This is a genomic window from Bartonella sp. AA81SXKL, assembly GCF_042196945.1.
GTDB lineage: Bacteria > Pseudomonadota > Alphaproteobacteria > Rhizobiales > Rhizobiaceae > Bartonella.
The window spans coordinates 169,795-192,758 of record NZ_JBHIRH010000002.1 but is presented as its reverse complement, the minus strand read 5'-3'; the positions used below and the strand labels follow the sequence as shown (position 1 = coordinate 192,758).

General features: G+C 37.7%; 20 protein-coding genes and 1 pseudogene. 13 read left to right on the top strand and 8 right to left on the bottom strand.

What is annotated here, in order from left to right; translation table 11 throughout:
• Window position 1: 1 nt before the first annotated feature.
• Complete coding sequence (fabD, locus tag ACFINZ_RS02075; RefSeq protein ID WP_375612933.1) at window positions 2–946, bottom strand: ACP S-malonyltransferase; 945 nt, start codon at window positions 944–946, stop codon at window positions 2–4.
• A 77-nt stretch (window positions 947–1,023) separates the two neighbouring features.
• Entirely contained in the window at window positions 1,024–1,611 is a 588-nt protein-coding gene (locus ACFINZ_RS02070; protein ID WP_375634327.1) for an undecaprenyl-diphosphatase, read from the bottom strand.
• A 334-nt stretch (window positions 1,612–1,945) separates the two neighbouring features.
• On the opposite strand from ACFINZ_RS02070, the gene rpsF reads away from it, so the two are divergent.
• The 10 genes and pseudogenes from rpsF (at window position 1,946) to ACFINZ_RS02020 (ending at window position 12,415) form a co-directional block, all read left to right on the top strand.
• Window positions 1,946–2,353 (top strand): 30S ribosomal protein S6, encoded by a 408-nt coding sequence (gene rpsF / locus ACFINZ_RS02065; protein ID WP_375612935.1) that lies wholly within the window; start codon window positions 1,946–1,948, stop codon window positions 2,351–2,353.
• Entirely contained in the window at window positions 2,353–2,601 is a 249-nt protein-coding gene (gene rpsR / locus ACFINZ_RS02060; protein ID WP_012754957.1) for a 30S ribosomal protein S18, read from the top strand. Before rpsF ends, rpsR begins: the two co-directional genes overlap by 1 nt.
• Before the next feature lie 149 nt (window positions 2,602–2,750).
• Window positions 2,751–3,731 carry a hypothetical protein gene (locus tag ACFINZ_RS02055; RefSeq protein ID WP_375634326.1) on the top strand — a complete coding sequence of 327 codons (981 nt, stop codon included), beginning with the start codon at window positions 2,751–2,753 and terminating at the stop codon, window positions 3,729–3,731.
• Between the two features lie 25 nt (window positions 3,732–3,756).
• Window positions 3,757–4,353, top strand: coding sequence for a 50S ribosomal protein L9 (gene rplI / locus ACFINZ_RS02050; RefSeq protein WP_273791080.1), 597 nt, complete (start codon window positions 3,757–3,759; stop codon window positions 4,351–4,353).
• 594 nt (window positions 4,354–4,947) lie between these two features.
• Complete coding sequence (locus ACFINZ_RS02045) at window positions 4,948–6,438, top strand: replicative DNA helicase (RefSeq protein ID WP_375617652.1); 1,491 nt, start codon at window positions 4,948–4,950, stop codon at window positions 6,436–6,438.
• Between the two features lie 603 nt (window positions 6,439–7,041).
• Window positions 7,042–7,986: pseudogene (locus tag ACFINZ_RS02040) on the top strand (DnaB-like helicase C-terminal domain-containing protein); the annotation flags it as partial.
• A 6-nt stretch (window positions 7,987–7,992) separates the two neighbouring features.
• Complete coding sequence (gene radA, locus ACFINZ_RS02035) at window positions 7,993–9,369, top strand: DNA repair protein RadA (RefSeq protein WP_375612937.1); 1,377 nt, start codon at window positions 7,993–7,995, stop codon at window positions 9,367–9,369.
• Between the two features lie 142 nt (window positions 9,370–9,511).
• Window positions 9,512–10,087: a CvpA family protein gene (locus tag ACFINZ_RS02030; RefSeq protein WP_375701136.1), complete on the top strand. Its 576-nt coding sequence runs from the start codon at window positions 9,512–9,514 to the stop codon at window positions 10,085–10,087.
• Window positions 10,088–10,169: 82 nt separating this feature from the next.
• Window positions 10,170–11,663 (top strand): amidophosphoribosyltransferase, encoded by a 1,494-nt coding sequence (purF, locus tag ACFINZ_RS02025; RefSeq protein WP_375661828.1) that lies wholly within the window; start codon window positions 10,170–10,172, stop codon window positions 11,661–11,663.
• A 2-nt stretch (window positions 11,664–11,665) separates the two neighbouring features.
• Window positions 11,666–12,415: an SDR family NAD(P)-dependent oxidoreductase gene (locus tag ACFINZ_RS02020; protein WP_375701147.1), complete on the top strand. Its 750-nt coding sequence runs from the start codon at window positions 11,666–11,668 to the stop codon at window positions 12,413–12,415.
• A gap of 70 nt (window positions 12,416–12,485) precedes the next feature.
• Here ACFINZ_RS02020 and pssA read toward each other — a convergent pair whose 3' ends face one another.
• From pssA to cysS, 5 genes are all read right to left on the bottom strand, one after another.
• On the bottom strand, window positions 12,486–13,325 hold the full coding sequence (gene pssA / locus ACFINZ_RS02015) for a CDP-diacylglycerol--serine O-phosphatidyltransferase (protein WP_375634140.1): 840 nt from the start codon (window positions 13,323–13,325) through the stop codon (window positions 12,486–12,488).
• Window positions 13,326–13,333: 8 nt separating this feature from the next.
• Window positions 13,334–14,032, bottom strand: coding sequence for a phosphatidylserine decarboxylase (locus ACFINZ_RS02010; protein ID WP_375634142.1), 699 nt, complete (start codon window positions 14,030–14,032; stop codon window positions 13,334–13,336).
• A gap of 117 nt (window positions 14,033–14,149) precedes the next feature.
• On the bottom strand, window positions 14,150–16,033 hold the full coding sequence (locus ACFINZ_RS02005; RefSeq protein WP_375701135.1) for an ABCB family ABC transporter ATP-binding protein/permease: 1,884 nt from the start codon (window positions 16,031–16,033) through the stop codon (window positions 14,150–14,152).
• Window positions 16,034–16,150: 117 nt separating this feature from the next.
• Complete coding sequence (locus ACFINZ_RS02000) at window positions 16,151–16,822, bottom strand: DUF421 domain-containing protein (RefSeq protein ID WP_375634302.1); 672 nt, start codon at window positions 16,820–16,822, stop codon at window positions 16,151–16,153.
• 39 nt (window positions 16,823–16,861) lie between these two features.
• Window positions 16,862–18,370, bottom strand: a complete 1,509-nt coding sequence (cysS, locus tag ACFINZ_RS01995; protein WP_375701134.1) for a cysteine--tRNA ligase — start codon at window positions 18,368–18,370, stop codon at window positions 16,862–16,864.
• Between the two features lie 497 nt (window positions 18,371–18,867).
• Here cysS and ACFINZ_RS01990 point away from each other — a divergent pair, with 497 nt between their 5' ends.
• The gene (locus tag ACFINZ_RS01990) at window positions 18,868–19,236 is read left to right on the top strand and encodes a TIGR02301 family protein (protein WP_375612942.1); all 369 of its coding nucleotides are present in this window, start codon (window positions 18,868–18,870) and stop codon (window positions 19,234–19,236) included.
• Between the two features lie 417 nt (window positions 19,237–19,653).
• Here ACFINZ_RS01990 and ACFINZ_RS01985 read toward each other — a convergent pair whose 3' ends face one another.
• Complete coding sequence (locus ACFINZ_RS01985; RefSeq protein WP_375701133.1) at window positions 19,654–20,982, bottom strand: dihydroorotase; 1,329 nt, start codon at window positions 20,980–20,982, stop codon at window positions 19,654–19,656.
• 64 nt (window positions 20,983–21,046) lie between these two features.
• Between ACFINZ_RS01985 and ACFINZ_RS01980 the strand changes: the two genes are divergently transcribed.
• Together ACFINZ_RS01980 and ACFINZ_RS01975 are read left to right on the top strand one after the other, a co-directional pair.
• Window positions 21,047–21,919: a YgfZ/GcvT domain-containing protein gene (locus tag ACFINZ_RS01980; protein ID WP_375634152.1), complete on the top strand. Its 873-nt coding sequence runs from the start codon at window positions 21,047–21,049 to the stop codon at window positions 21,917–21,919.
• Window positions 21,912–22,529 (top strand): YfbR-like 5'-deoxynucleotidase, encoded by a 618-nt coding sequence (locus ACFINZ_RS01975; protein ID WP_375634154.1) that lies wholly within the window; start codon window positions 21,912–21,914, stop codon window positions 22,527–22,529. Before ACFINZ_RS01980 ends, ACFINZ_RS01975 begins: the two co-directional genes overlap by 8 nt.
• The last annotated feature ends 435 nt before the right edge of the window (window positions 22,530–22,964 follow it).

The window sequence follows — 22,964 nt, the reverse complement described above, 5'->3', positions numbered from 1 at the left end:
ATTAAACGCCAAGCATACCTAGCGCTGATTCTATTTCATCAACTGTTCCAATGGTTACCCCCTTTATATCTTTGTTAATACGACGCGTTAAACCTGTTAAAACTTTTCCAGAACCAACTTCAAAAAGCGTATCAACTCCATTAGCAGCGATCCATTCTATTGTTTCACGCCATCGCACCCTCCCAGTCACTTGTTGGACAAGAAGAGTAGTAATACGCTCTGGATTGCTCTCAGGTGCAACAGAAACATTGGCAATCAAAGGAACAATAGGGGACATTTTGTTAACAGTCAAAAGTGCTTTCTTCATGGCATCAGCAGCAGGTTGCATTAAAGATGAATGAAAAGGTGCAGAAACAGGAAGAAGAAGTGCACGTTTTGCACCTTTTGTTGATGCAATCTCTACCGCTGCCTCAACTGCTTTTGCTTTACCGGAAATAACAATTTGCCCACCACCATTATCATTAGCAATCTGACATAGTCCTTCTCCAGAAACAGTTTCACAAATTTCTTCCACAATGTGCTCTTCTAAACCAATTAATGCAGCCATAGAACCTTCACCAACCGCGACAGCAGCCTGCATAGCATTGCCACGAATACGCAAAAGTCTTGCCGTATCTGTGAGAGTAAATGTACCAGCAGCACAAAGAGCCGAATATTCGCCTAAAGAATGACCAGCAACAAACCTTACCTTTTCTTCTATACGAAGCCCTAATTGTTTCATCACACGAATGACAGCCATAGATACAGCCATTAATGCCGGTTGTGCATTTGCTGTTAACGTTAAAACATCTGCTGGTCCTTCAAAAATGATCTTTGATAATTTCTCACCCAAAGCATCATCAACTTCCTCGAAAACCATCCTTGCGACAATAAATTGCTCTGCAAGCGCTTTCCCCATACCAACAAGTTGACTCCCCTGCCCTGGAAAAATAAAAGCTGCACCCATTTATCAACTCCTAAAACTGTACAATTAAATTATTTTCTTTTGACCTTATTCATCCGCACAAATCAATATAAAGCCCTTTATTTAAAACGAATACCACACTTAAAATTATATTTTAAGGGCGGAATTTGATATAAAAACTTAGGAAAATAGGGTGCTATAAACTGAATAACACCCAAACTTATGAGACTTCCTAAAAGTGCACCTGCTAAAATATCAAAGGGATAATGTACACCCACAAAGATGCGCGCCCAACAGATCAAACACAAAAATACGGTGGCAAATTTAAAAGTAACTTTGTATCGGTAAAAATAAAAGTTAGCTGCATAAGATGCAATGGTCAAGGCATGATTACTAGGAAAAGAAGCTGTTGCACGATGTTGAATAAACGGTGTCGTCAGCCCTACCACGAATGGGCGAGGATGAAAATAAAAAAGAGAAATGAGATAACCTATGAAAAGAGATGCACAAATACTCATGCAAATGCTTAGCACAACACACCGTTCCCTCTCCCCACTACAAAACCACAACGCACAAAGATGGAGAGGAATAATATAAATTAAAAACTTTGCACAAAAAATACTAAACAAAACTATAATCGACCAAGCTTGATGATTGCCGACAAACATTTCAAAGAGTGTAACATCAATCTGGTTTAAAAAGTCCATTTTTCCCTCCTTTGCCTTTATATTACAGTATTATCTTTTTGTAGAAGAAGGAAATATATCAAGATTTAACAAATCAATTTTTTATGTGCATAAACTTGCTATTTTAAAAGATAACCTGTAGATATGAAATATTCGTTGCCGGCACTTTAGCTGGAGGTTGAACGGAGGGCTGTAAAATATCAGTAGGAAATACAATGTTTCCGGCCTCCCGTGTCTCCGCTCTGAGATGTCTCGAATTGTAAACGCGTCCTTTCTTCTTTGGATTTCCAAAAAAGACAAGTCGCAGAGGCTTTGCGCTAAAACCGGTGAAATTTAATTGAAGAAAGGCAAAACAATGGCTCTTTATGAACATATGTTCCTTGCCCGACAAGACATTGCTCCGCAGCAAGTTGATGAACTTTTGAGTCTCTACAAAGGTGTCATTGAAGCGCATGGTGGAAAAGTTGGGCGTATAGAAAATTGGGGACTTCGTCCTCTTGCTTACCGTATTCGTAAAAACCGTAAAGCTTATTATGTCTTAGTCAATATTGATGCACCAGCTTCAGCAATTGCTGAAGTGGAGCGTCAGATGCGCATCAATGAAGATATTTTGCGTTATATGACCATTCGCGTAGAAAAACACGAAAAAGAAAAATCTGCTATGCTCTCACACCTTGATCGCAATAGTCACATTGGACATGATGAAGAGCGTCCTCGTTTTCCACGTCGTCAACGTGAAAATACTATAGAAGGGGTAGAATGATGACTGATACTAATCAAAACTCTGCACGTCGCCCCTTTCATCGTCGTCGTAAAACATGTCCTTTTTCAGGGACCAATGCTCCCAAAATTGATTATAAAGACATCAAGTTGTTACAACGTTATATTTCCGAACGTGGGAAAATTGTTCCTTCACGGATTACTGCTGTTAGTCAGAAAAAACAGCGCGAATTAGCTAATGCTATCAAACGTGCTCGCTTTTTAGGCTTACTTCCGTACGTTATAAAGTAAGCAATCAATATGCTATGCAACTGGAGAGTTTCTCCAGTTGCTTTTCTTATATGGTTAAAAAATAGCTTGTTGTATCCTATGTTAAGCTATTAAATGTCAAAGTTGGGGTATTGACACGCCTCTAACTGCAGAAAGCAGGACAGCAATAAATGAAAAAAAATCGTACTTATGAGATATTAACCGGTATTTTAGCAGGATTATTTGCTGTTGTGATAGGGCTGGCAATCATCAGTGTTGCAAATATCGTGCCCTTTTTTTCTCTTCTTCTTGGCTGCTTTCTTTCATTACCAATTTTTATTGTTGCGTTCGGTCAAGGAACATTAGCCAGTCTCATCGCCCTCATAAGTGCTACTGTTGTTCTTATCATAACCACTAATACCTATATTGCTCTTGGCTTTATGGTCTTATTTTTCCTTCCTGCTGTCTATGCTTCTTGGCTTCTTGGGCTTGCACGACCAGCGCAAAAAGAAAATGAACTGATATGGTATCCATTATCATCGGTTATTTTTCATTTAACTAATTTTATCGCTCTTATAGCAACTTTCATTGGGCTCTATGTTCAAACACGTCCTTCCACACCCATCGTTGCAAAAAAAATCACCGAAAACATAGCACAAACTCTGCAACAAACACAGTCAATAAAAGAAGCCTATATACGCGCTTTTAGTGAGCTTTTAATGACGCATACAGCAACTTTTACTGCTTTTTCTTTGACTATTTATAGTTTGGTTTTTCTCATTGGTAACCTTTACTTTTCCATTATAGCAGCACAACATATGAAATGGCTGAAAAGACCCCGTGATGATTGGAGCCAAACTCTCCGCCTTCCAATTTCTGGAATTATTATTTTCATTATTGTTTGCATAACATCGATGGTTGAGCTGAGCGCTTCTCTTAACTTGAGTACCCTTGTCTTTAGTACTGCATACATTGTCATCATATTAATTAGCGGTCTAGCATATCTTCACAATATTACAAAAGGGGTAAACGGTCGAATTATTATACTTTCTCTTGTTTATATTGCTATTTTTACAGTCGTTTTTGCTCCACCTATTGTTTTCATGGTACTTTTGATGGGAATTTGGGCTGCTATTCAATACAATTTTCAATCACGCAAAAAACTCCACTAAATTTATTTGTTCGAAAGGAAAAACTATGGATATTATTTTACTTGAGCGCATTCCTCGTCTTGGTCAGATGGGTGATATTGTCTCAGTTAAAGATGGTTATGCGCGTAATTTTCTCTTGCCTCAAGGTAAAGCTTTACGGGCAAATGAAGCTAATAAAAAACATTTTGAGGTACAACGTGCACAACTTGAAGCACGTAATCTTGAACGCAAAAGCGAAGCGCAAAAAATTGCTGAAAAACTTGATGGACAATCATTCATTGTTGTTCGTTCTGCTGGTGAAACGGGACAACTTTATGGTTCTGTGTCAACACGTGATATTGCTGAAATCATAACAGATGAAGGCTTTTCTATTGGAAGAAATCAAATCGAACTTAATCATCCAATAAAAATGATCGGTCTTCACACTATCACTCTTAGTTTACATCCAGAGGTTCAAATTTCTGTGATTATTAACGTTGCGCGTTCTACCAGTGAAGCACAACGCCAAGCAGAAGGTGAAACTCTCACTTCGGCTAAAGAAATATATAATATTCAAGAAGAATTATTAGAAGAAAGTCAGGAAGAATTATTGGCAGAAGAAATTAATGACAACGATATAAACAGTTCTCATCAAGAAGCTTAATTGCTATTTTTTCTTTCTGTTTTATATTTTTTATTCCATTATAAATATCGCTCATAAAATACTCACACTTTAAAAGTGAGTATTTTATGGCTATCGTACATAAAGAACCTAATTTTTATGAAAGAATTAGAAATATACTATTTAAAGGCATTACATGCCGAGAATGATAATATCACTAAGAGGAAATGTCTTTTGTTTTCCAGCATATAAAGCAAAAATAATTTAAAGTTCTACCCTTAAGGCTAAAGTTTGTATGAGCGTTAAGTTGATTATATCCTCACATGATCTGAAATAATTTCAGTTATAAAAAAATAATTCTACTTACACAGATATTGGAATTTTAAGGTTAAGTAACTTAAAAATACTTAAATTTAGAGTAGCAAAACTTCCACTTTAAAATCACATATTATAAAATAAAATAGATAGACGTTATATAAATAATACACAAATGATAAATGAGGAACGAAAAGAGAGTTTTAAAAAATTATATAATTTTAACTTAAAATGAAGATTTGTCGCTCTATTCTTTTAATTATACGATTTTCAATTTATCGCCTAAAGTAGCTAGACTTAGAATTTTAGTGGAAAAATATTATGGAAGAAACTAACGTTGTTAATGTCAGCTCTTCAAAGAAAGAGGATTCTCCTTCTTTTCGGCAACTTCCGCATAATATTGAAGCTGAACAGGCATTGCTTGGTGCCATCTTTATAAACAATGATTCTCTTGACCGCGTTTCAGATTTTCTAAAACCAGAACATTTTTTTGAACCATTGCATCAAAAAATTTATCATGTTTTATCTCATCTTATTAAAACAGGAAAACGTGTAGATCCAGTTACAATCAAGCCCTATATCCAAATGGAAGAAAAAATTGGAGATATTACTGTATACCAATATGTTGTTCGCTTAGCCACAGAGGCAGTCACTATTATTAACGCTGAAGATTATGGACGCGTCATTTACGATCTTTTTATCCGACGGTCTTTGATTAACCTTGGAACTCAAGTTGTCAATACAGCCTTTGATGCTCCTGTAGAACTCACGCCTACCCAACAAATTGAAACTGTTGAAAATCAGTTATTTGAGCTAGCAGAAAAAGGGAAATATGGAGGTGGATTTGAAAATTTTAATGAGGCTATTAAAAAAGCTATCGATATGGCAAGTGCTGCGAAAAAGCGCTCTTCACAATTATCAGGGATAGCCACCCATATTAAAACACTTGATGAAAAAATGGGAGGATTACAAGCATCTGACTTAATTATCCTTGCGGGCCGCCCTGGTATGGGTAAAACTTCACTGGCTACCAATATTGCCTTTAATATTGCTAATGCTTATAATCGTAATGCCAATATCCAAGAAAATGAAGGCGGCATTGTAGGATTCTTCTCACTTGAGATGTCATCCGAACAGCTTGCAACCCGTATTATTTCTGAACAAACAGAAGTCTCTTCTTCTGATATTCGGCGTGGTAATATTTCAGATGAACAATTTTCAAAAATTATTCGTGCGGTGAACCAACTACAAAAGGCACCCCTTTATATTGATCAAACTGGTGGAATATCAATTACGCAATTAGCTGCTCGTGCGCGGCGTCTCAAGCGGCAACATGGTTTAGATATCTTGTTTATTGACTATATCCAACTCATGACAAGCAGTTCAAAGCGTTCATCAGAAAATCGTGTTCAAGAGATCACAGAAATTACCACAGGATTAAAAGCATTAGCGAAAGAATTGAATATTCCTATTATCGCTCTCTCTCAACTTTCACGTCAAGTAGAAAATAGAACAGATAAACGTCCACAGCTCTCAGATTTACGTGAATCTGGTTCAATTGAGCAAGATGCCGACATCGTTCTGTTTGTCTATCGCGAAGAATATTATCTCAAAAATGAAGAACCAAAACTAAACACTTTGGAACATCAAAAATGGCTAGAAATAATGGACAAAGCTTTTGGAAAAGCTGATGTTATTATTGCAAAACAGCGCCATGGTCCGACAGGAATCGTTCCCCTTGCCTTTCAATCTGACTTCACACGCTTTAGTGATCTGGCCGATAGTAATTATCTTCCAGAGCAAATTGGTTAAATCAACATGACGCGCAATCGTATTCAATTTATCTGTCAAAATTGTGAAACCATTCTTCTCATTAAAAAATGTAGTTCTTATCAAGAATGAAATTTCTTACAAAGAATCATTTTTCAATGATTCTAGCCGCCGTTATTTGCTATTTAATAACATTCTTCTTGCATGAAATGATAACACATCTCTTAATGTTGTAAGTGGGGTACATATATTAAAATCCATAGCTAATCTAAATCTTTCTATATTGTTCCTTCTTTTACAAAACTCCTTCTCACAAGACACTCATTTTCTTGTTTTTAAATTCAAAAATAATTGCTGCTGTTGTGCAAGGCTGACTATTATGTAGAATATCAGAAACTTTCCTCTTTATAGGACAACCTCTAACCTTTTAACAAAAATATTTTCTAATCTATCTGAAAAATTACCCTAGTTACCGCAATATAAAAAACAAGCAGTGTTTTAAATACTACAGCACAGAGAAAATTCTACAACATGCAAAATATTCTTGATATAAAATTGCATAAAAACTGATATCTAACAAAAGGAAAGTGTATAATTATGCTAGAAAAAAAAGAAGACTGCGATAGTAGATTTGACAGTCTTGATGAAGCTATCAAAAGAGTTGTTGATATAGCAAGTGCTGCAAAAAAGCGCTCTTCGCAAATATCAGGGATAGCGACTCATATTCAAACACTTGATGAAAAAATGGGAGGATTACAACCATCCGACTTAATTATCCTTGCGGGACGCCCTGGTATGGGTAAAACTTCACTTGCTACCAATATTGCCTTTAATATTGCCAATGCTTATAATCATAATGGTAATATCCAAGAAAATGAAGGCGGCGTTGTAGGGTTCTTCTCACTTGAAATGTCCTCAGAGCAGCTTGCAACACGTATTATTTCTGAACAAACGGAAGTCTCTTCTTCTGATATTCGACGTGGTCATATTTCAGATGAACAATTTTCAAAAATTATTCGTACGGTAAATCAGCTCCAAAAGGCACCCCTTTATATTGATCAAACTGGAGGAATATCAGTTTCACAACTGGCTGCCCGTGCTCGGCGTCTCAAGCAAAAACATGGTTTGGATGTCTTAATTATTGATTATATCCAACTCATGACAAGTGATTTAAAATACACATCTGAATATCGTATTCAAGAAATCACTGCAGAATTAAAAGCTTTAGCAAAAGAATTAAATATCCCTATTATTGCTCTTTCACAACTTTCACATCAAGTTGAAAACAGAACAGATAAACGCCCAAAACTTTCAGATTTAGGTGGATTTGGTTCTATTGAGCAAGATGCCGACATCGTTCTGTTTGTCTATCGCGAAGAATATTACCTCAAAAATGAAGAACCAAAGTTCGGTAGCCTTGAACATATGAAATGGATAGAGACAATGGACAAAGTTTTTGGAAAAGCTGATGTTATTGTTGCAAAACAACGTCATGGACCGACAGGAATCGTGCCACTTGCCTTTCAGTCTTCTTTCACACGATTCAGTGACCTGGAAGATAATGATTATCTTCCAGAGCAAATTGGTTAAATCGATATGGCGCGTAATCGTATTCAATTTATCTGTCAAAATTGCGGAACCATCCATTCTCGTTGGGCAGGGAAATGTAGCGCTTGTGGGGAATGGAATTCTCTTATCGAAGAAACTATAAATAGCGGCATAGGAAGTGGTCCTAAGCAGAATGCTCGTAAAGGACGCATTGTCACACTCACATCTCTTTCTGGAAATATCGAAGATGCTCCACGTATTCATTCTGGTATTGCTGAACTTGATCGTGTTACCGGTGGGGGCTTTGTCCGTGGATCAGCACTCCTTGTTGGAGGTGATCCGGGTATTGGTAAATCAACATTGCTGACACAAACAGCCGCTGCTTTATCACGTAAAGGATATAATGTCATCTATGTTTCAGGTGAAGAGGCTATTGCGCAAATTTGTCTGCGCGCACAAAGGCTTGAAGCTAACAATACAGAAGTGAAACTTGCTGCTGAAACCAATGTTGAAGATATTCTGGCAACCTTAAGCGAACATAAAAACCTTGATATGGTGATTATCGATTCGATTCAAACCCTATGGTCAGATACAGCAGATTCAGCACCTGGCACTGTCACACAAGTACGTATCGGTGCTCAGGCAATGATCCGCTTTGCCAAGAAAACAGGAGCCGCCGTTGTTCTTGTTGGGCATGTTACAAAAGATGGACAAATTGCTGGTCCTCGAGTCGTTGAACATATGGTTGATGGCGTTCTCTATTTTGAGGGTGAAGGAGGACATCATTATCGCATTCTTAGAACTGTAAAAAATCGCTTCGGACCAACAGATGAAATTGGTGTCTTTGAAATGTCTGATAAAGGATTACGCGAAGTGATAAATCCATCTGAATTATTTTTAGGGGAACGTAATGAAAAAGCACCAGGCGCTGCTGTTTTTGCAGGAATGGAAGGGACTCGCCCGATACTCGTAGAAATTCAAGCGCTTGTTGCTCCTTCTTCCCTTGGGACACCAAGACGTGCGGTTGTCGGATGGGATGGAAATCGCCTTTCTATGATTCTTGCCGTTTTAGAAGCCCATTGTGGCATTCGTTTTGGACAGCATGATGTCTATCTGAACGTAGCAGGTGGATATCGCATATCAGAACCCGCTGCTGATTTAGCTGTAGCCGCTGCTTTGGTATCTTCTCTTGCCAATATCGCATTGCCAACGGATTATGTATATTTTGGTGAAGTTAGTCTTTCAGGAGCTACCCGCGCTGTTGCACATTCAGCACAGCGCATCAATGAAGCAAAAAAACTCGGCTTTCAAGGAGCCTTTCACCCCACAACAACAACCGAAATGATGAAGTCGCTCAACTTTCAACAAAAAACTTTCTCCGACCTTCCCGAACTCGTTGCTACTCTTACCGTAAGTAAAAAATGATCTGCACCACAGATATGATAATATAGAAAAAACTCTATAAAATACAAAAGATCCTTGCTATAAGAACAAAAAATGGCATAACAAAAAATATATTTGCACACAGACTTAAAAGAACACAACTTTATGTATAAGGAACAAACAAATGATCATAACAATCCTTGATGGAATTGTCGTAGTAATCATCCTGTTGTCCGCTTTTCTTGCTATGCTTCGAGGATTTTCACGTGAAGTGTTATCGTTGATTTCTTGGGCAGTTGCAGCTGTTACGACACTGTTTTTATTCAAACCTGTCTTACCTTTCTTTGAACAATATCTCTCTAATAAAATGATTGCATTGATCACAACATTGGTCACAATTTTTATTATTGTTCTCATTATTACTTCAATTATTACAATGAAGATCTCTGATTTTATTATCGATAGTCGAATTGGTATCCTTGACCGTACTATTGGTTTTATTTTTGGAGCACTTCGTGGTTTACTTATCATGATCATCGGTATGTTACTGCTTAATGCACTGATTAAACCCGAGCTTCAAGCGAATTGGTTAAAAAATGCAAAAACAAGGCCTATTTTAGATTCATTGGGACAAAAAGTTTGGGAAATACTCCCAAAAGATATTGGATCTGTTCTCGAAAAGACGGAAAATTTGTTTAAAGACAGCAATAAACATACGTATGAGCAACACTCTCATGAAAAGATAATTTTCAAAAAATAGAGAATAGTTTTTCATGAGGAAAGAGAACTAAATGATGTAAAATGTGATATTAATGATTCCTCCATATCACAACTGAAAGAATATGATGATAAAAAGCGATGTTTTCTGTCAAGAATTTTCATTAGATGATGATACCCTTCATGAAGAATGTGGAGTTTTTGGTATTCTTGGGCATGAAGATGCCGCAACATTAACAGCTCTTGGACTCCACGCACTTCAGCATCGTGGGCAAGAAGCAGCTGGGATTGTTTCTTACCATAATAAAATATTTCATCAAGAAAAGCATTTAGGTCTTGTTGGAGATCACTATACAAACCCTGCAACACTTGCACGCTTACCAGGAAATCGTGCTATTGGACATACCCGTTATTCAACAACTGGAGAAGTGGCATTACGCAATGTTCAACCCCTTTTTGCTGAATTGAAAGTTGGAGGTATTGCTATTGCGCATAATGGTAATCTTACCAATGGTCTCACATTACGCCGTGAACTCATCGCTTCTGGTGCTATCTGTCAATCAACGTCGGATTCAGAAGTTTTTCTCCATCTTATTGCCCGCTCACGTTATGAATCGTCCTCTGATCGTTTTGTTGATGCGATTCGGCAAGTAGAAGGTGGGTATGCTATGTTAGCGCTCACACGTACAAAACTTATTGCGGCACGCGATCCAACAGGAATTAGACCTCTCGTGATGGGGGAACTTGATGGTAAGCCTATCTTTTGTTCTGAAACTTGTGCTCTTGATATTATTGGAGCAAAATATGTCCGTGATGTTAAAAATGGAGAAATCATCATATGTGAAATACAAAAAAATGGGGAAATTACGAAAAAAATTATAAAACCAGAAAATACAAAACCAGAAAAACTTTGCTTGTTTGAATATGTTTATTTTGCCCGCCCAGACTCAATCGTTGGAGGGCGTAGTGTTTATACAATACGCAAAAATATGGGAAGCCGTTTAGCACAGGAAGCCCCTTGTGAGGGTGATGTTGTGGTTCCTGTTCCTGATGGAGGAACGCCTGCTGCAATTGGCTATGCACAAAAAATTGGAATTCCCTTCGAGCTTGGTATTATTCGTAATCACTATGTTGGCCGCACTTTTATCGAACCAACACAACAAATTCGCGCTTTTGGCGTCAAGTTAAAACATTCGGCAAACCGTCCTGTGATTGAAGGAAAACGTGTTATTCTGGTTGATGACTCTATTGTACGTGGAACAACATCCCTTAAAATTGTACGAATGCTTCGCGATGCAGGAGCAAAAGAAGTTCATATGCGCATTTCTAGCCCTATGATTTTTTATCCTGACTTTTATGGTATTGATACACCTAAAGCTGAAAACCTTTTAGCAAATCAATATCCAGATTTAAAATCTATGTGTGATTTTATTGGAGCGGATTCATTAGAATTTCTTTCAACGGATGGATTATATCTTGCTGTAGCAGGGGAAAAACGGAATAACGCCGACCCACAATTTACTGACCATTATTTTACTGGATATTATCCTACGCATCTGGTTGATCAAGAAAATCTCTCCAAAATTCATCAATCATTTGTTCTTAAAACAAGAGATTAATGATGACAAAACGTGACTTTAGTCTCCATGGGCGTGTTGCACTTGTTACTGGCGCATCAAGAGGGATTGGCTATTATTTAGCACTCGAGCTTGCTGCACGCGGCGCTCATATTATTGCTCTTGCACGAACAGTCAGTGGACTTACTGAATTAGATAATCAAATCCGAGAAAAAGGGGCTCATACAACCCTTGTTCCCCTTGACTTGCATCATATGGAAAACATCGATACCCTTGCTATCTCAATTGCCAAACGCTGGAAAAAACTTGATATTATCGTTGCAAACGCAGGAATTCTTGGAACACTCTCACCAATAGCGCATATAGAAAACACGGTATTTGAAGATGTTTTTCAAATAAATCTTTTCAGCCAATGGCGCTTAATGAAAGCCGTTGAGCCTTTATTACGTGAATCTGATGCTGGACGAGCCATCCTGTTATCCTCAAGCGTTGCGCATGCTGCGCGCCCTTTCTGGGGAGCTTATGCAGCCTCTAAAGCGGCTTTAGAGGTGATTGCCCGCTGTTGGGCAGAAGAACTCAAACAAACCCCTATTAAGATTAATTGTGTCAACCCTGGTGCCACACGCACTGCCATGCGCGCTGAAGCTATGCCCGGTGAAGATCCACAAACTCTCCCTTCACCACAAGAGGTTGCAAAAAAGATAGTCCATTTGTTATCACCTGATTTAAAGGAAACTGGAAAACTCTTTAATGTCCATAAAAATCGGTTTGTAGATTATCATGTACCTGATTGATCATCATATGAGAAGTAAATCGTTTGACTCTCTCTTTTTCCTGTGCTTTTCGACAGAAGAATGAAGCACTTTATAATTCTTGGATAGCTTTAGCATCAGCCTTTTTCTCTTCTAAAGTAGCACGTTTATTATAAGCGATAAAACTACAAGGGAGAAAAATCATATAGCTAACAGCTGTAATCAATAAAGTTTCCCATGTGTAAGTCGCAAGAAAACCGACATAAATAACAATGACCAACATGCACGGTATAACGATATCGCGCCTTAAATTTTGATCAATTGTTTTTGCATTCCATACCGGTAAACGACTAATCAAAAGAAAAGCAATAATTACAGTATAAAGACTAAAAAATAATGCCCACCCCCAATTGGGGACCAAACCAAGAGTGCCTAAATAGGTAGGCAATAAAAGTAATAATGCTCCTGCTGGTGCTGGAACACCAACAAAATAACTTTTCTGCCACTTAGGTATATTGGGATTATCTAACATCACATTAAAACGTGCTAATCGCAAACAACAAGCAACACAATAAACAAGGGCAGCAACCCAACCAATGTGATTTGCTTGATTCAAGATAAAAGAATAAACAATGAGTGCAGGGGTAACACCAAAATTTATAACATCAGCAAGAGAATCCATCTGTGCCCCAAAAGATGAACTACCATCTATTAAACGGGCAATGCGACCATCAGCACCATCTAAAACTGCGGCCAAAAGCACCATTAAAATAGCAGCTTCATAGCGATGTTCAAAAGCCAAACGAATGCTGCTCATCCCTGCACAAATTGCTAAAATAGTAATGATATTAGGAATGACATACCGCATTGATGTAGGTGAACGCCGCCGATTTGCAACATCATCATGCTGCCCCTCAGGATTGAATGAAGAAAATGGCGAAAAATTTTTCATTGTGAGTCCTAATCGTATCTGAAGTCCGTTGTGGCACTCTTATCATCAAAAGAACCCAAAACTGTTTCTCCAGCAATTGCTGTCTGTCCAACTGCAACACGCAATTTCATTTCAGTTGGTATATAAACATCAAGGCGAGAACCAAAACGAATCAATCCAAATCGCTCACCAGTCATAACGGCATCGTTTTCTTTTGACCAGCAAACAATCCGGCGCGCAACCATTCCCGCTATTTGTACGACACCAATTTTACCATGTTTGCTATCAATTACCACCCCATTACGCTCATTAAACTGACTAGCTTTATCAAAGTCAGCATTAGTAAATCGACCTGGCTGATAAACGATAGACTCTACTGTACCACTGATAGGAATACGATTAATATGGCATGAAAAAACATCCATAAAAATGGAAATACGGATCATTTCATCTTTCCCTAATCCTAATTCTTCAGGTGGAACACATGATTCCACAAATGAAATACGCCCATCTGCAGGCGACATAACCCAATTTGAATTCAAAGGGATCACACGATCTGGATCACGGAAAAAGTATACACACCACACCGTGAGAACGAGACCAAACCAAAACAACGGACTCCATATCCAACCAAGAATGAGCGAAATAACAAAAAACGCTACAATAAAAGGATAACCTTCTTTATGAACCGGTACAAAGCTATTATGGAAAGATTGCAGAATACTCATATAATTTCCTATTCATCGTAAACTTAAACAAGCAACAAAGCTTTTTGTTCCTCTTGTGTCTTTTTATGTATTTAATCAATCACTCCATATAAAGATATAGATTACATTTTGCTCTATTTATTTTTTACGATTAACAACACTCGTCTCATCTTCTTCACGCATTTTACGTAATTTTTCTTCCGCTTGCGATGCTTCAAGCTGCTTATTCCACATTGAAGCATAAAGACCTTTCTTGCGTAAAAGCTCTGTATGCGTCCCATTTTCAATAATACGACCACTTTTAAGAACTAAAATTTCATCCGCATTGATAACAGTAGAAAGACGGTGAGCAATAATCAATGTTGTACGTCCACGGCTTACAATATCCAATGCTTGTTGAATTTCCTGTTCCGTCGCCGTATCAAGAGCCGCCGTTGCTTCATCTAGAATAAGAAGTGGAGGAGCTTTTAAAAGTGTCCGAGCAATAGCCACGCGTTGTTTTTCACCACCTGATAATTTGAGACCTCGCTCTCCTACCATAGACTGAAAACCTTCCGGTAAAATTTCAATAAATTTTGATATTTGTGCCATTTCAGCAGCTTTGCGCATCTCTTCATCTGTAGCACTTGGACGCCCATAGCAAATATTATAGGCAATTGTATCATTAAATAACACCGTATCTTGTGGGACCATGCCAATCGCTTCACGCAAACTCTTTTGTGTTACGTCACGAATATCCTGCCCATCAATTGTGATAGAGCCTGCATCAACATCATAAAACCGAAAAAGCAACCGAGAAATAGTAGATTTACCGGCACCCGATGGACCGACAATAGCGACTGTTTTTCCTCCAGGAACTTCAAAATCAATATCTCTGAGAATCTGACGTCTCGAATCATAGGAAAACTTTACCTGATGAAAACAAATGGTCCCATCGCTTATCTCTAACGGTTTAGCATCCGATTTATCAACGATCTCTTTCTGAACATCTAAAAGATCAAACATTGCTTCAATATCCGTTAAACCTTGTCGAATATCACGATACATTGAACCAATAAAATTTAGTGGAATGGAAAGTTGCATTAAAAGCGCATTAATAAAAACAAAATCTCCTAAAGTTTGTGTCTTATAAAAAACTTCATAAGCTGACATCAGCATCATGATCGTCATTCCAATACCAAAGATAAGAGTCTGACCAAAATTAAGCCAGCTTAAAGATGTCCAAATCTTTGTTGCGGCTTTTTCATAACCTACCATAGAAGCATCAAATCGATCGGCTTCTAGAGTTTCATTACCAAAATATTTGACCGTTTCAAAATTCAAAAGAGAATCAACAGCGCGAGTATTCGCCTCAGTATCCGCTGTATTCATTTTTTGTCGAATGCGAATACGCCAATCACTCGCCTTAATGGTAAACAAAATATATAATCCAACCGTTACAACAACAATGAGAAGATAATGCCACCCATAACTTATATAAAATACCAGTGCCGTTAATATAAATTCTAAAACTGTTGGTACTGTACTAAGAATTGAAAATCTTACGATCGCTTCGATTCCTTTTGTTCCACGCTCAATCACACGAGAAAGCCCACCTGTTCGGCGTTCCAAATGAAATCGCAAAGATAACTCATGCATATGTACAAAGGTTTTATAAGCTAATTGACGAACAGCGTATTGACCAACAGTGGCAAACAGGGAATCGCGTAATTGATTTAATCCAGCCTGCATAATACGCGCGACATTGTATGCCAAAACAAGCATGATGGGAATAATCCAACTGGATGGGAACCATTCAGGTAGCTGAAAGCTTGAATCAAGCACATTCGTAGAATATTTAAATAAATACGGTACAGATATGAGAACGAGCTTAGCCAAAACAAGATAAAATATTGCCCATAGCACACGCATTTTTAGATCACGCCGCCCTACCGGCCACATATAGGGCCATAAATTGTAAAGTGTGTGCAGAGTTCTCCCTGTATCTGATGATACAGTTTTTGTCATTTCATTGCGTTTCATAAAGTCCTTACTTCTCTATCATCCGCACAAACAGGTAAAATACCCTCTGTGGTTGTTTATAGATTCATCTCTTCATTACGGAGCTTCCAATAAGCTATACCTACCCGTTTTTTGAAGTTAGACTGTTTTTGAAAAAGGAACAAGAAATAATCCACTATACAATTTATTATTTTGATCTATATTTTCATACCACTCTGCTGCGAATAAACTTTCAACTTTTACATGTTTTTTTTTCAATTCTGCCTGAAGCCACTTTTTTGTTTTACCAATCTCTTTAAGTCCCTCATCAATAACTTCACCATTTTCTATTAAAATCGTCGATTTCTTTCCCTCTTCCTTTTTAATGACAGTGAAATCACCATTGGTTTCCAAACGAACAAAAGCAGCTTCATGTAAGTGACACCCTTTAAGACGTAACATCGTAATGAGATCATTAATATTGATCCCTAAGCTCTTAATCTTATCCATTTGGAAAACTCCATCTAAAACTAATGTGACATTCCGCCCTGCAATAAGACGACGAAAAAAAACTGAATAGCGTGCAATAAAATTAAAAGATGTAATCAAGGTTTGCCAGATGAATAAAACAAGCAATAATTGAATGCTACTAATATTCTGATTATAAATAACTCCTCCAATAATACCTCCCATGACAAAATTACTGACCAAATCAACTGGTGTCATCTGACTAAGACTCCCCCGCCCCGTCGTTCTTAAAATAAATAAGAAGGCAACAAGACCTACAGCCAGTTTAAGCGCGATATATCCATAATGATATAAAAATTCCATCATATTCTCCTTTTTTATGAAGCTGCAGGAATAGAGAAATTAAAATCGTTTTATTTCCCACACAGTTATGCGCTCACCACTCTGCGGATCCTTACTGTCTTTTAAAAGAACCCCCTCGGCTGCAAGCTCATCACGAATTGTATCCGCTGCTTCCCACTCTTTATTATGGATAAGTCTTAGTCTTTCGGCAATGCGCTGATCAATAAATTTTGTATCAAGGAAAGTTTTTCTCATAAATAATGGGCAATCTATTTCTTTAATCCATTCTTGTCTTAACAGTCCTAATAAATTCATCCCATTCAGAAGAGCCAAAGCATTTCCTTCTTTATAAAATTTTCGCAAAAGAGTCAGTGCTTTTGGAGTATTAAGATCATCACTAAGTGCATCTATCAAAGTATCATCAATTGCTTCATTGTTTTTCATCTCACTCTTTTTGCTGCGAAGCCATTCATACCAACGATACAGTTCGCTGCTCGATTGTATTAAACGCTGTGCTGTCCAATTTAATGGTTCACGATAATGCGTTTGCAACATCGAAAAACGCGCAGACAAACCAGCCCAATTTTGCTTCATTTCATCGGTTAAAATACCATTAAACTCCCCCAAATTATTCTCTAAAACAGAACGAATAGTTATGAAATTGCCAAAGCTTTTCGACATCTTTTTGCCTTCAACTTGTAAAAAACCATTATGCATCCAAAAATTAGCCATTCGCTCCGTCCCAAAAGCTGAACAACTTTGTGCAATCTCATTTTCATGATGAGGAAAAATTAAATCAATTCCACCACCATGGATATCAAAAACATTGGCGGTCGGATCATCACAGGTTAAACCACCGCCATAGGGCGCTAATAACTTTGCCATTGACATTGCAGAACATTCAATATGCCAACCTGGACGACCTAAAACAGGAATTCCGCCCGGTGATTTCCAACCTGGTTCTCCTTCCACAGAAGGCTTCCACAAAACAAAATCCATCTCTTCCCTTTTATAAGCAGCAACATCGATACGCGCCCCCGCCCTCATTTCATCTAAAGAACGATTTGCAAATGCCCCATAATGGGGAGGATTTTTTATGCTACTTACAGAAAATAATATATGATTTTCCGCTTCATAAGCGTGCCCCTTTTCAAGCAACCTTTCAATTAAAGAGCGCATCTCCTCTAAATGCTCAGTGGCGCGTGGCTGACTGGTTGGCAACAGACAACCAAGTGCTATGGTATCTTGCTGAAACTGAGAATATGTACGTTCTGTTAAGTGACGAATAGCCTCATTCAATGATACGTTTGGATATTCGCTAGCTGCTCGTGCATTAATTTTATCATCGACATCTGTAATATTACGTGCATATAGAACATGCTCATTGCCATAAACATGACGCAATAAGCGAAATAAAATATCAAAAACAATAACAGGACGTGCATTTCCTATATGCGCATAATCATAAATTGTCGGTCCACAAACATAAAGGCGTACTCTTGTCGCATCTATTGGTGTAAATTTTTCTTTTTTACGTGTTAGCGTATTATAAAATCGCAACTCTTTCATTTATTGACTCCATGGACGATATTATGCACCGATCCTTTTAGATGTATCTTATCTCAAATCATTGTATTACGCGGTTTAAGCTAAAAACTTGTATCTTATAGTAAATTCTTCTTACCATTTTCCCATTGTATTTACGGCTGTATCCATCGTTTATCATAAAAACAATCTATTTTATTTGATTGGACAAAAGCGTTCTATCATTAGAGATGCTTTCTCTCCTTAAAGAAAATGAGCTTAGAAAAAAATCTATAGGCAATACAATATAAATCTATGTGAAAAATAGATAGTTTGCAGAAAGAAAATCTTAAATTTTTAACCACACAAAGCTTCGTCAGTATTTTCAATATTCCACAATGGGTTCCTTACTGCCTCTTACGCCCTATATTTTATAATCAATAATTGAGAATAATGTAGCAATTAACTTTATTTTTACACCGTTCTCATGACAAAATTATTTTATCTTTACAGAGTTTTATTCAAAGAAAGCAATAAAAATAATGCGGTATAGATTGATGAACATCATTATTTTAATATTTCTTGTCATTTCAATGCCAACCTTTGCACAACAATCTCCACCTTATGAAAAAAAATTACTCCGACTAGCAGAAATTTTGGGATCATTGCATTCTCTCCAAAATCTTTGCGAGCCTCCAACAAACCAATGGTATGACTATATGAATGCACTGATTGAAGCAGAACGCCCCATTCCACAAAGACGTGCTTATTTTTATGAAGCGTTTAATGAAGCGTATCGTGCTTTCTCAGAAAATTATCATCATTGTACACAAGCAGCCATTGAAGCCAACCAAAGATACATTGAGGAAGGAAGAATTTTATCTGAAAACCTCCTCATGCATTATAAATAATTAATCTATACAAAAAGTAGCTCTCTCAATCTTAGCGATATCAATGATACTCCTTTCACAAATGCGGGGAGCAATAAACCAGCTCTGAAAATAGAGAGACGTTTAAAGAATAATGTCTTGATACGCTTTTATTCATATGCGCCTTTTTCCCCATACAAAACTGTTCTTTGGCTTCCTCCCCACACTTTAACGGACAAAGATTTTTAACTAAATTTGCTCTGTAAATAATCTAGGTTCTTGTTGAATAAGTTTCCTCTTGGCTTCCCACTCATGTAATTTGCTTCATAGTTTCTAAAAACAAGCCTAAAAATATTCACCACTCATTAAAAAAACACTTATGTACCAAAGAGGCTGACATACCCTATATCACCACTCTAAAGGATGGTATTTTACGGCATACTTATAATTTTAATCTGTTTACACCAAAGTTTCCATAAATTTAACAGGCTCTCCTTGTGAAGGTGTGACAATTTCACCTTCCCACATAACGCGCATACCACGGATAATAGTCCCAACAGGCCAACCTTTAACTTTTTGACCATCATAAGGTGTCCAACCGGCGCGAGAACCAATTAAGCTATTCGTAATAATTTCCTCTCGCTTAAGATCAACAATGGTTAAATCAGCATCAAACCCAACAGCAATGCGCCCTTTACAACTTATACCAAAAATACGACTAGGGCCATGTGAAGTGAGATCAACAAAACGTTCAAGAGATATTTTTCCTGCATTCACATGTGTCAACATAATTGCTGCTGTTGTTTGCACGCCTGTCATACCTGAAGGTGAAGAGGGATAAGGTTGAAGTTTTTCTTCAAGAGTATGAGGCGCATGATCTGAACCTAAGACATCAATAATTCCTTGTTGAACACCGTACCAAAGAGCGTCACGGTGGCGCGGCTCACGAATAGGCGGATTCATCTGAATTAATGTACCAAACTTCTTATAATCATCAGCCGTGAGCGTCAAATGATGTTGTGTCACTTCAATTGTTGCAACATCCTTATGTTTTTTTAGAAAATCAATTTCTTCTTCTGTCGAAAGATGTAACACATGAATCCGAGCCTTCGTCTCATGAGCAATTTTTACCAAACGCTGCGTACATTTTAATGCCGCAACTTCATCACGCCAAATCGGATGTGACGATGCATCCCCTTCAATACGCAATATTTTACGCTCTTTGAGCCTCGCCTCATCTTCAGAATGAAAAGCCGCACGACGGCGTGTATTCTTCAAAATAAGGCGTACACTTTCATCATCATCAACCAAAAGATCACCGGTAGAGGACCCCATAAAAACTTTAATTCCAGCCGCACCAGGAAGTCTTTCTAATTCAGATAGTTCATGAGCATTTTCACGCGTTCCTCCAACCCAAAATGCAAAATCACAATGCATTCGATGAAATGCGCGTTGAACCTTATCGCTTAATGTTTCTTCTGATGTTGTCAATGGATTGGTATTAGGCATTTCAAAAACTGCCGTAACACCCCCTAACACAGCAGAATACGAGCCACTTTCCAAATCCTCCTTATATTCATTTCCTGGCTCACGAAAATGCACTTGGCTATCAATAACTCCTGGTAAAATATGAAGCCCCGTACAATCAATGACCTCACTAGCCGATGCACATGTAAGGTCGCCTATTTCAGCAATACGACCATTTGTAATACCAATATCACGCTTGCTTCTTCCATCATGATTCACAAGTGTTGCACCTTTAAAAATTGTATCAAATGTTTTAAACATAACCACGCTCCTTACATATTGCTCACTTATCGATTATGTAACTTTGAGCAGAAAGGCAAGAACCATGATTGAAAAACAAAATGCCATTTGCTTAAAAAACCGCGGGCTTATTCAAATTACAGGTGAAGAAGCAACAGATTTTCTACAATCCCTGATCACGACAGATGTAAAAAAAATCAGTCCACAGGAACTTTTCCCTGGAGCCCTTTTATCCCCACAAGGAAAGGTTCTTGCTGATTTTCTTATCGGAAAAAAAGAAGATGGTTACTTGATTGATATCAGAATGCCTTTAGCTGATACGCTCCATAAGCGTCTGTTGCTCTATAAGCTGCGCAAAAAAGTAGAAATTACACAACCATTCCAAGAGCTTGTTACAGTTTCTTTGAATAATGAATCAGATGCTTTAAATTTTGATTCAAGTTTTGTTGATAAACGCTTCCCACAACAAGAAAAAATAATACGAATCTATGGCAAAAAACCTTTTTTGACTTCAGAATATCATGACACATGGAATCAATTGCGTATCCGTTATGCAATTGCGGAAAGTGATCAAGACTATGAAATTGGCAAAGTCTTTCCTCATGATATTAATTACGATCAAATCAATGGACTTGCATTCAATAAAGGATGTTATATTGGACAAGAAATTGTTTCACGAATGCACCACCGCCGTGCAGCACGTCGCCGTATTTTTATTGTAAAAGGCCAGTGTAAATTAACCCCTCAATCTAGCATTGAAGCAGGAACAAAAGTGCTTGGCTACTTGGGAACATGTGTAGAAAATGAGGCTCTTGCTTTAATGCGTATTGACCACGTCAAAGATGCTATGGATCATAACATCCCCTTTACTGTAAAAAACATTCCTGTCACTATAAGCATTGCTGAAAATATGAATTTTACCTTTCCTGAAAATACTATAGAAAACACTCATGGCTAAAGCTGAATTATTAAAAAATGGAGAAGCCCGCGCTTGGCAAAGAATGCTCTCTGGAAGGCGACTTGATCTTCTCAACCCTTCTCCTTTTGATGTTGAAATTGAAGATATTGCCCATGGACTTGCTCGCGTAGCACGTTGGAACGGTCAAACACGAGGAGAGCATGCCTATTCTGTTGCACAACATTCACTTTTGGTTGAACAAATATTTCAAAAACTTTTTCCACAATCGGGAAGCAATGAATGTCTTTATACCCTTCTTCATGATGCTCCAGAATATGTCATCGGCGATATGATTTCCCCTTTTAAAGCTGTCATAGGAAAACAATATGAACGCGTTGAAAAGCGCATCCAAGATGCTATCCACATGCGCTTTTCTCTTCCCGTTGATCTTTCTCAAAAACTTTTAAAAAAAATTAAACAAGCCGACCGTATTGCTGCCTATTATGAAGCGATTACGCTTGCTGGATTTAATACAGAAGAAGCCCTTCACTATTTTGGCTCTCCCAATAATATTCTACCCGATGATCTTAATTTATCCCCTTATTCTACACAACACATTGAAAACGCATTTTTAACGCGCTTTAATGACTTAGATGCCCAAAGATTATAGACTCTTCGCATTGTTGATTCCTTGTCATTACAGACTCATCACACTGACTTATAATAATAATTCATTGTTTTTTCATTTTGAATGAGAGCTCCTAATATCGTAAGCTTCACTCATTTCAAATCTGTTTATATTGAATCAATCAAAATCATTCTCTTGCACACCACAAGCGGGGCTGGCGTGTGGGTAAAATTTTTTAAAGAAAGAGTTAAAATGCTTCTTATGAACCATCTCAAGTGCTAAGCGCTGTCGCAGCATTGAAAATTGGCAAAGTGTGTGATGATGCCGGCTTGCTTTCTTATGAAGCGTAAAGACGGGAGTGCTCTATAAATTTTATACACTTCATAAGGGACTTACCACTATATTATTCACGAACGCCGTAGCGAAATAGGATTGGGTGCCTTAAGAAAGCTCTCTTTAAAAAAGCACGTGAATTAG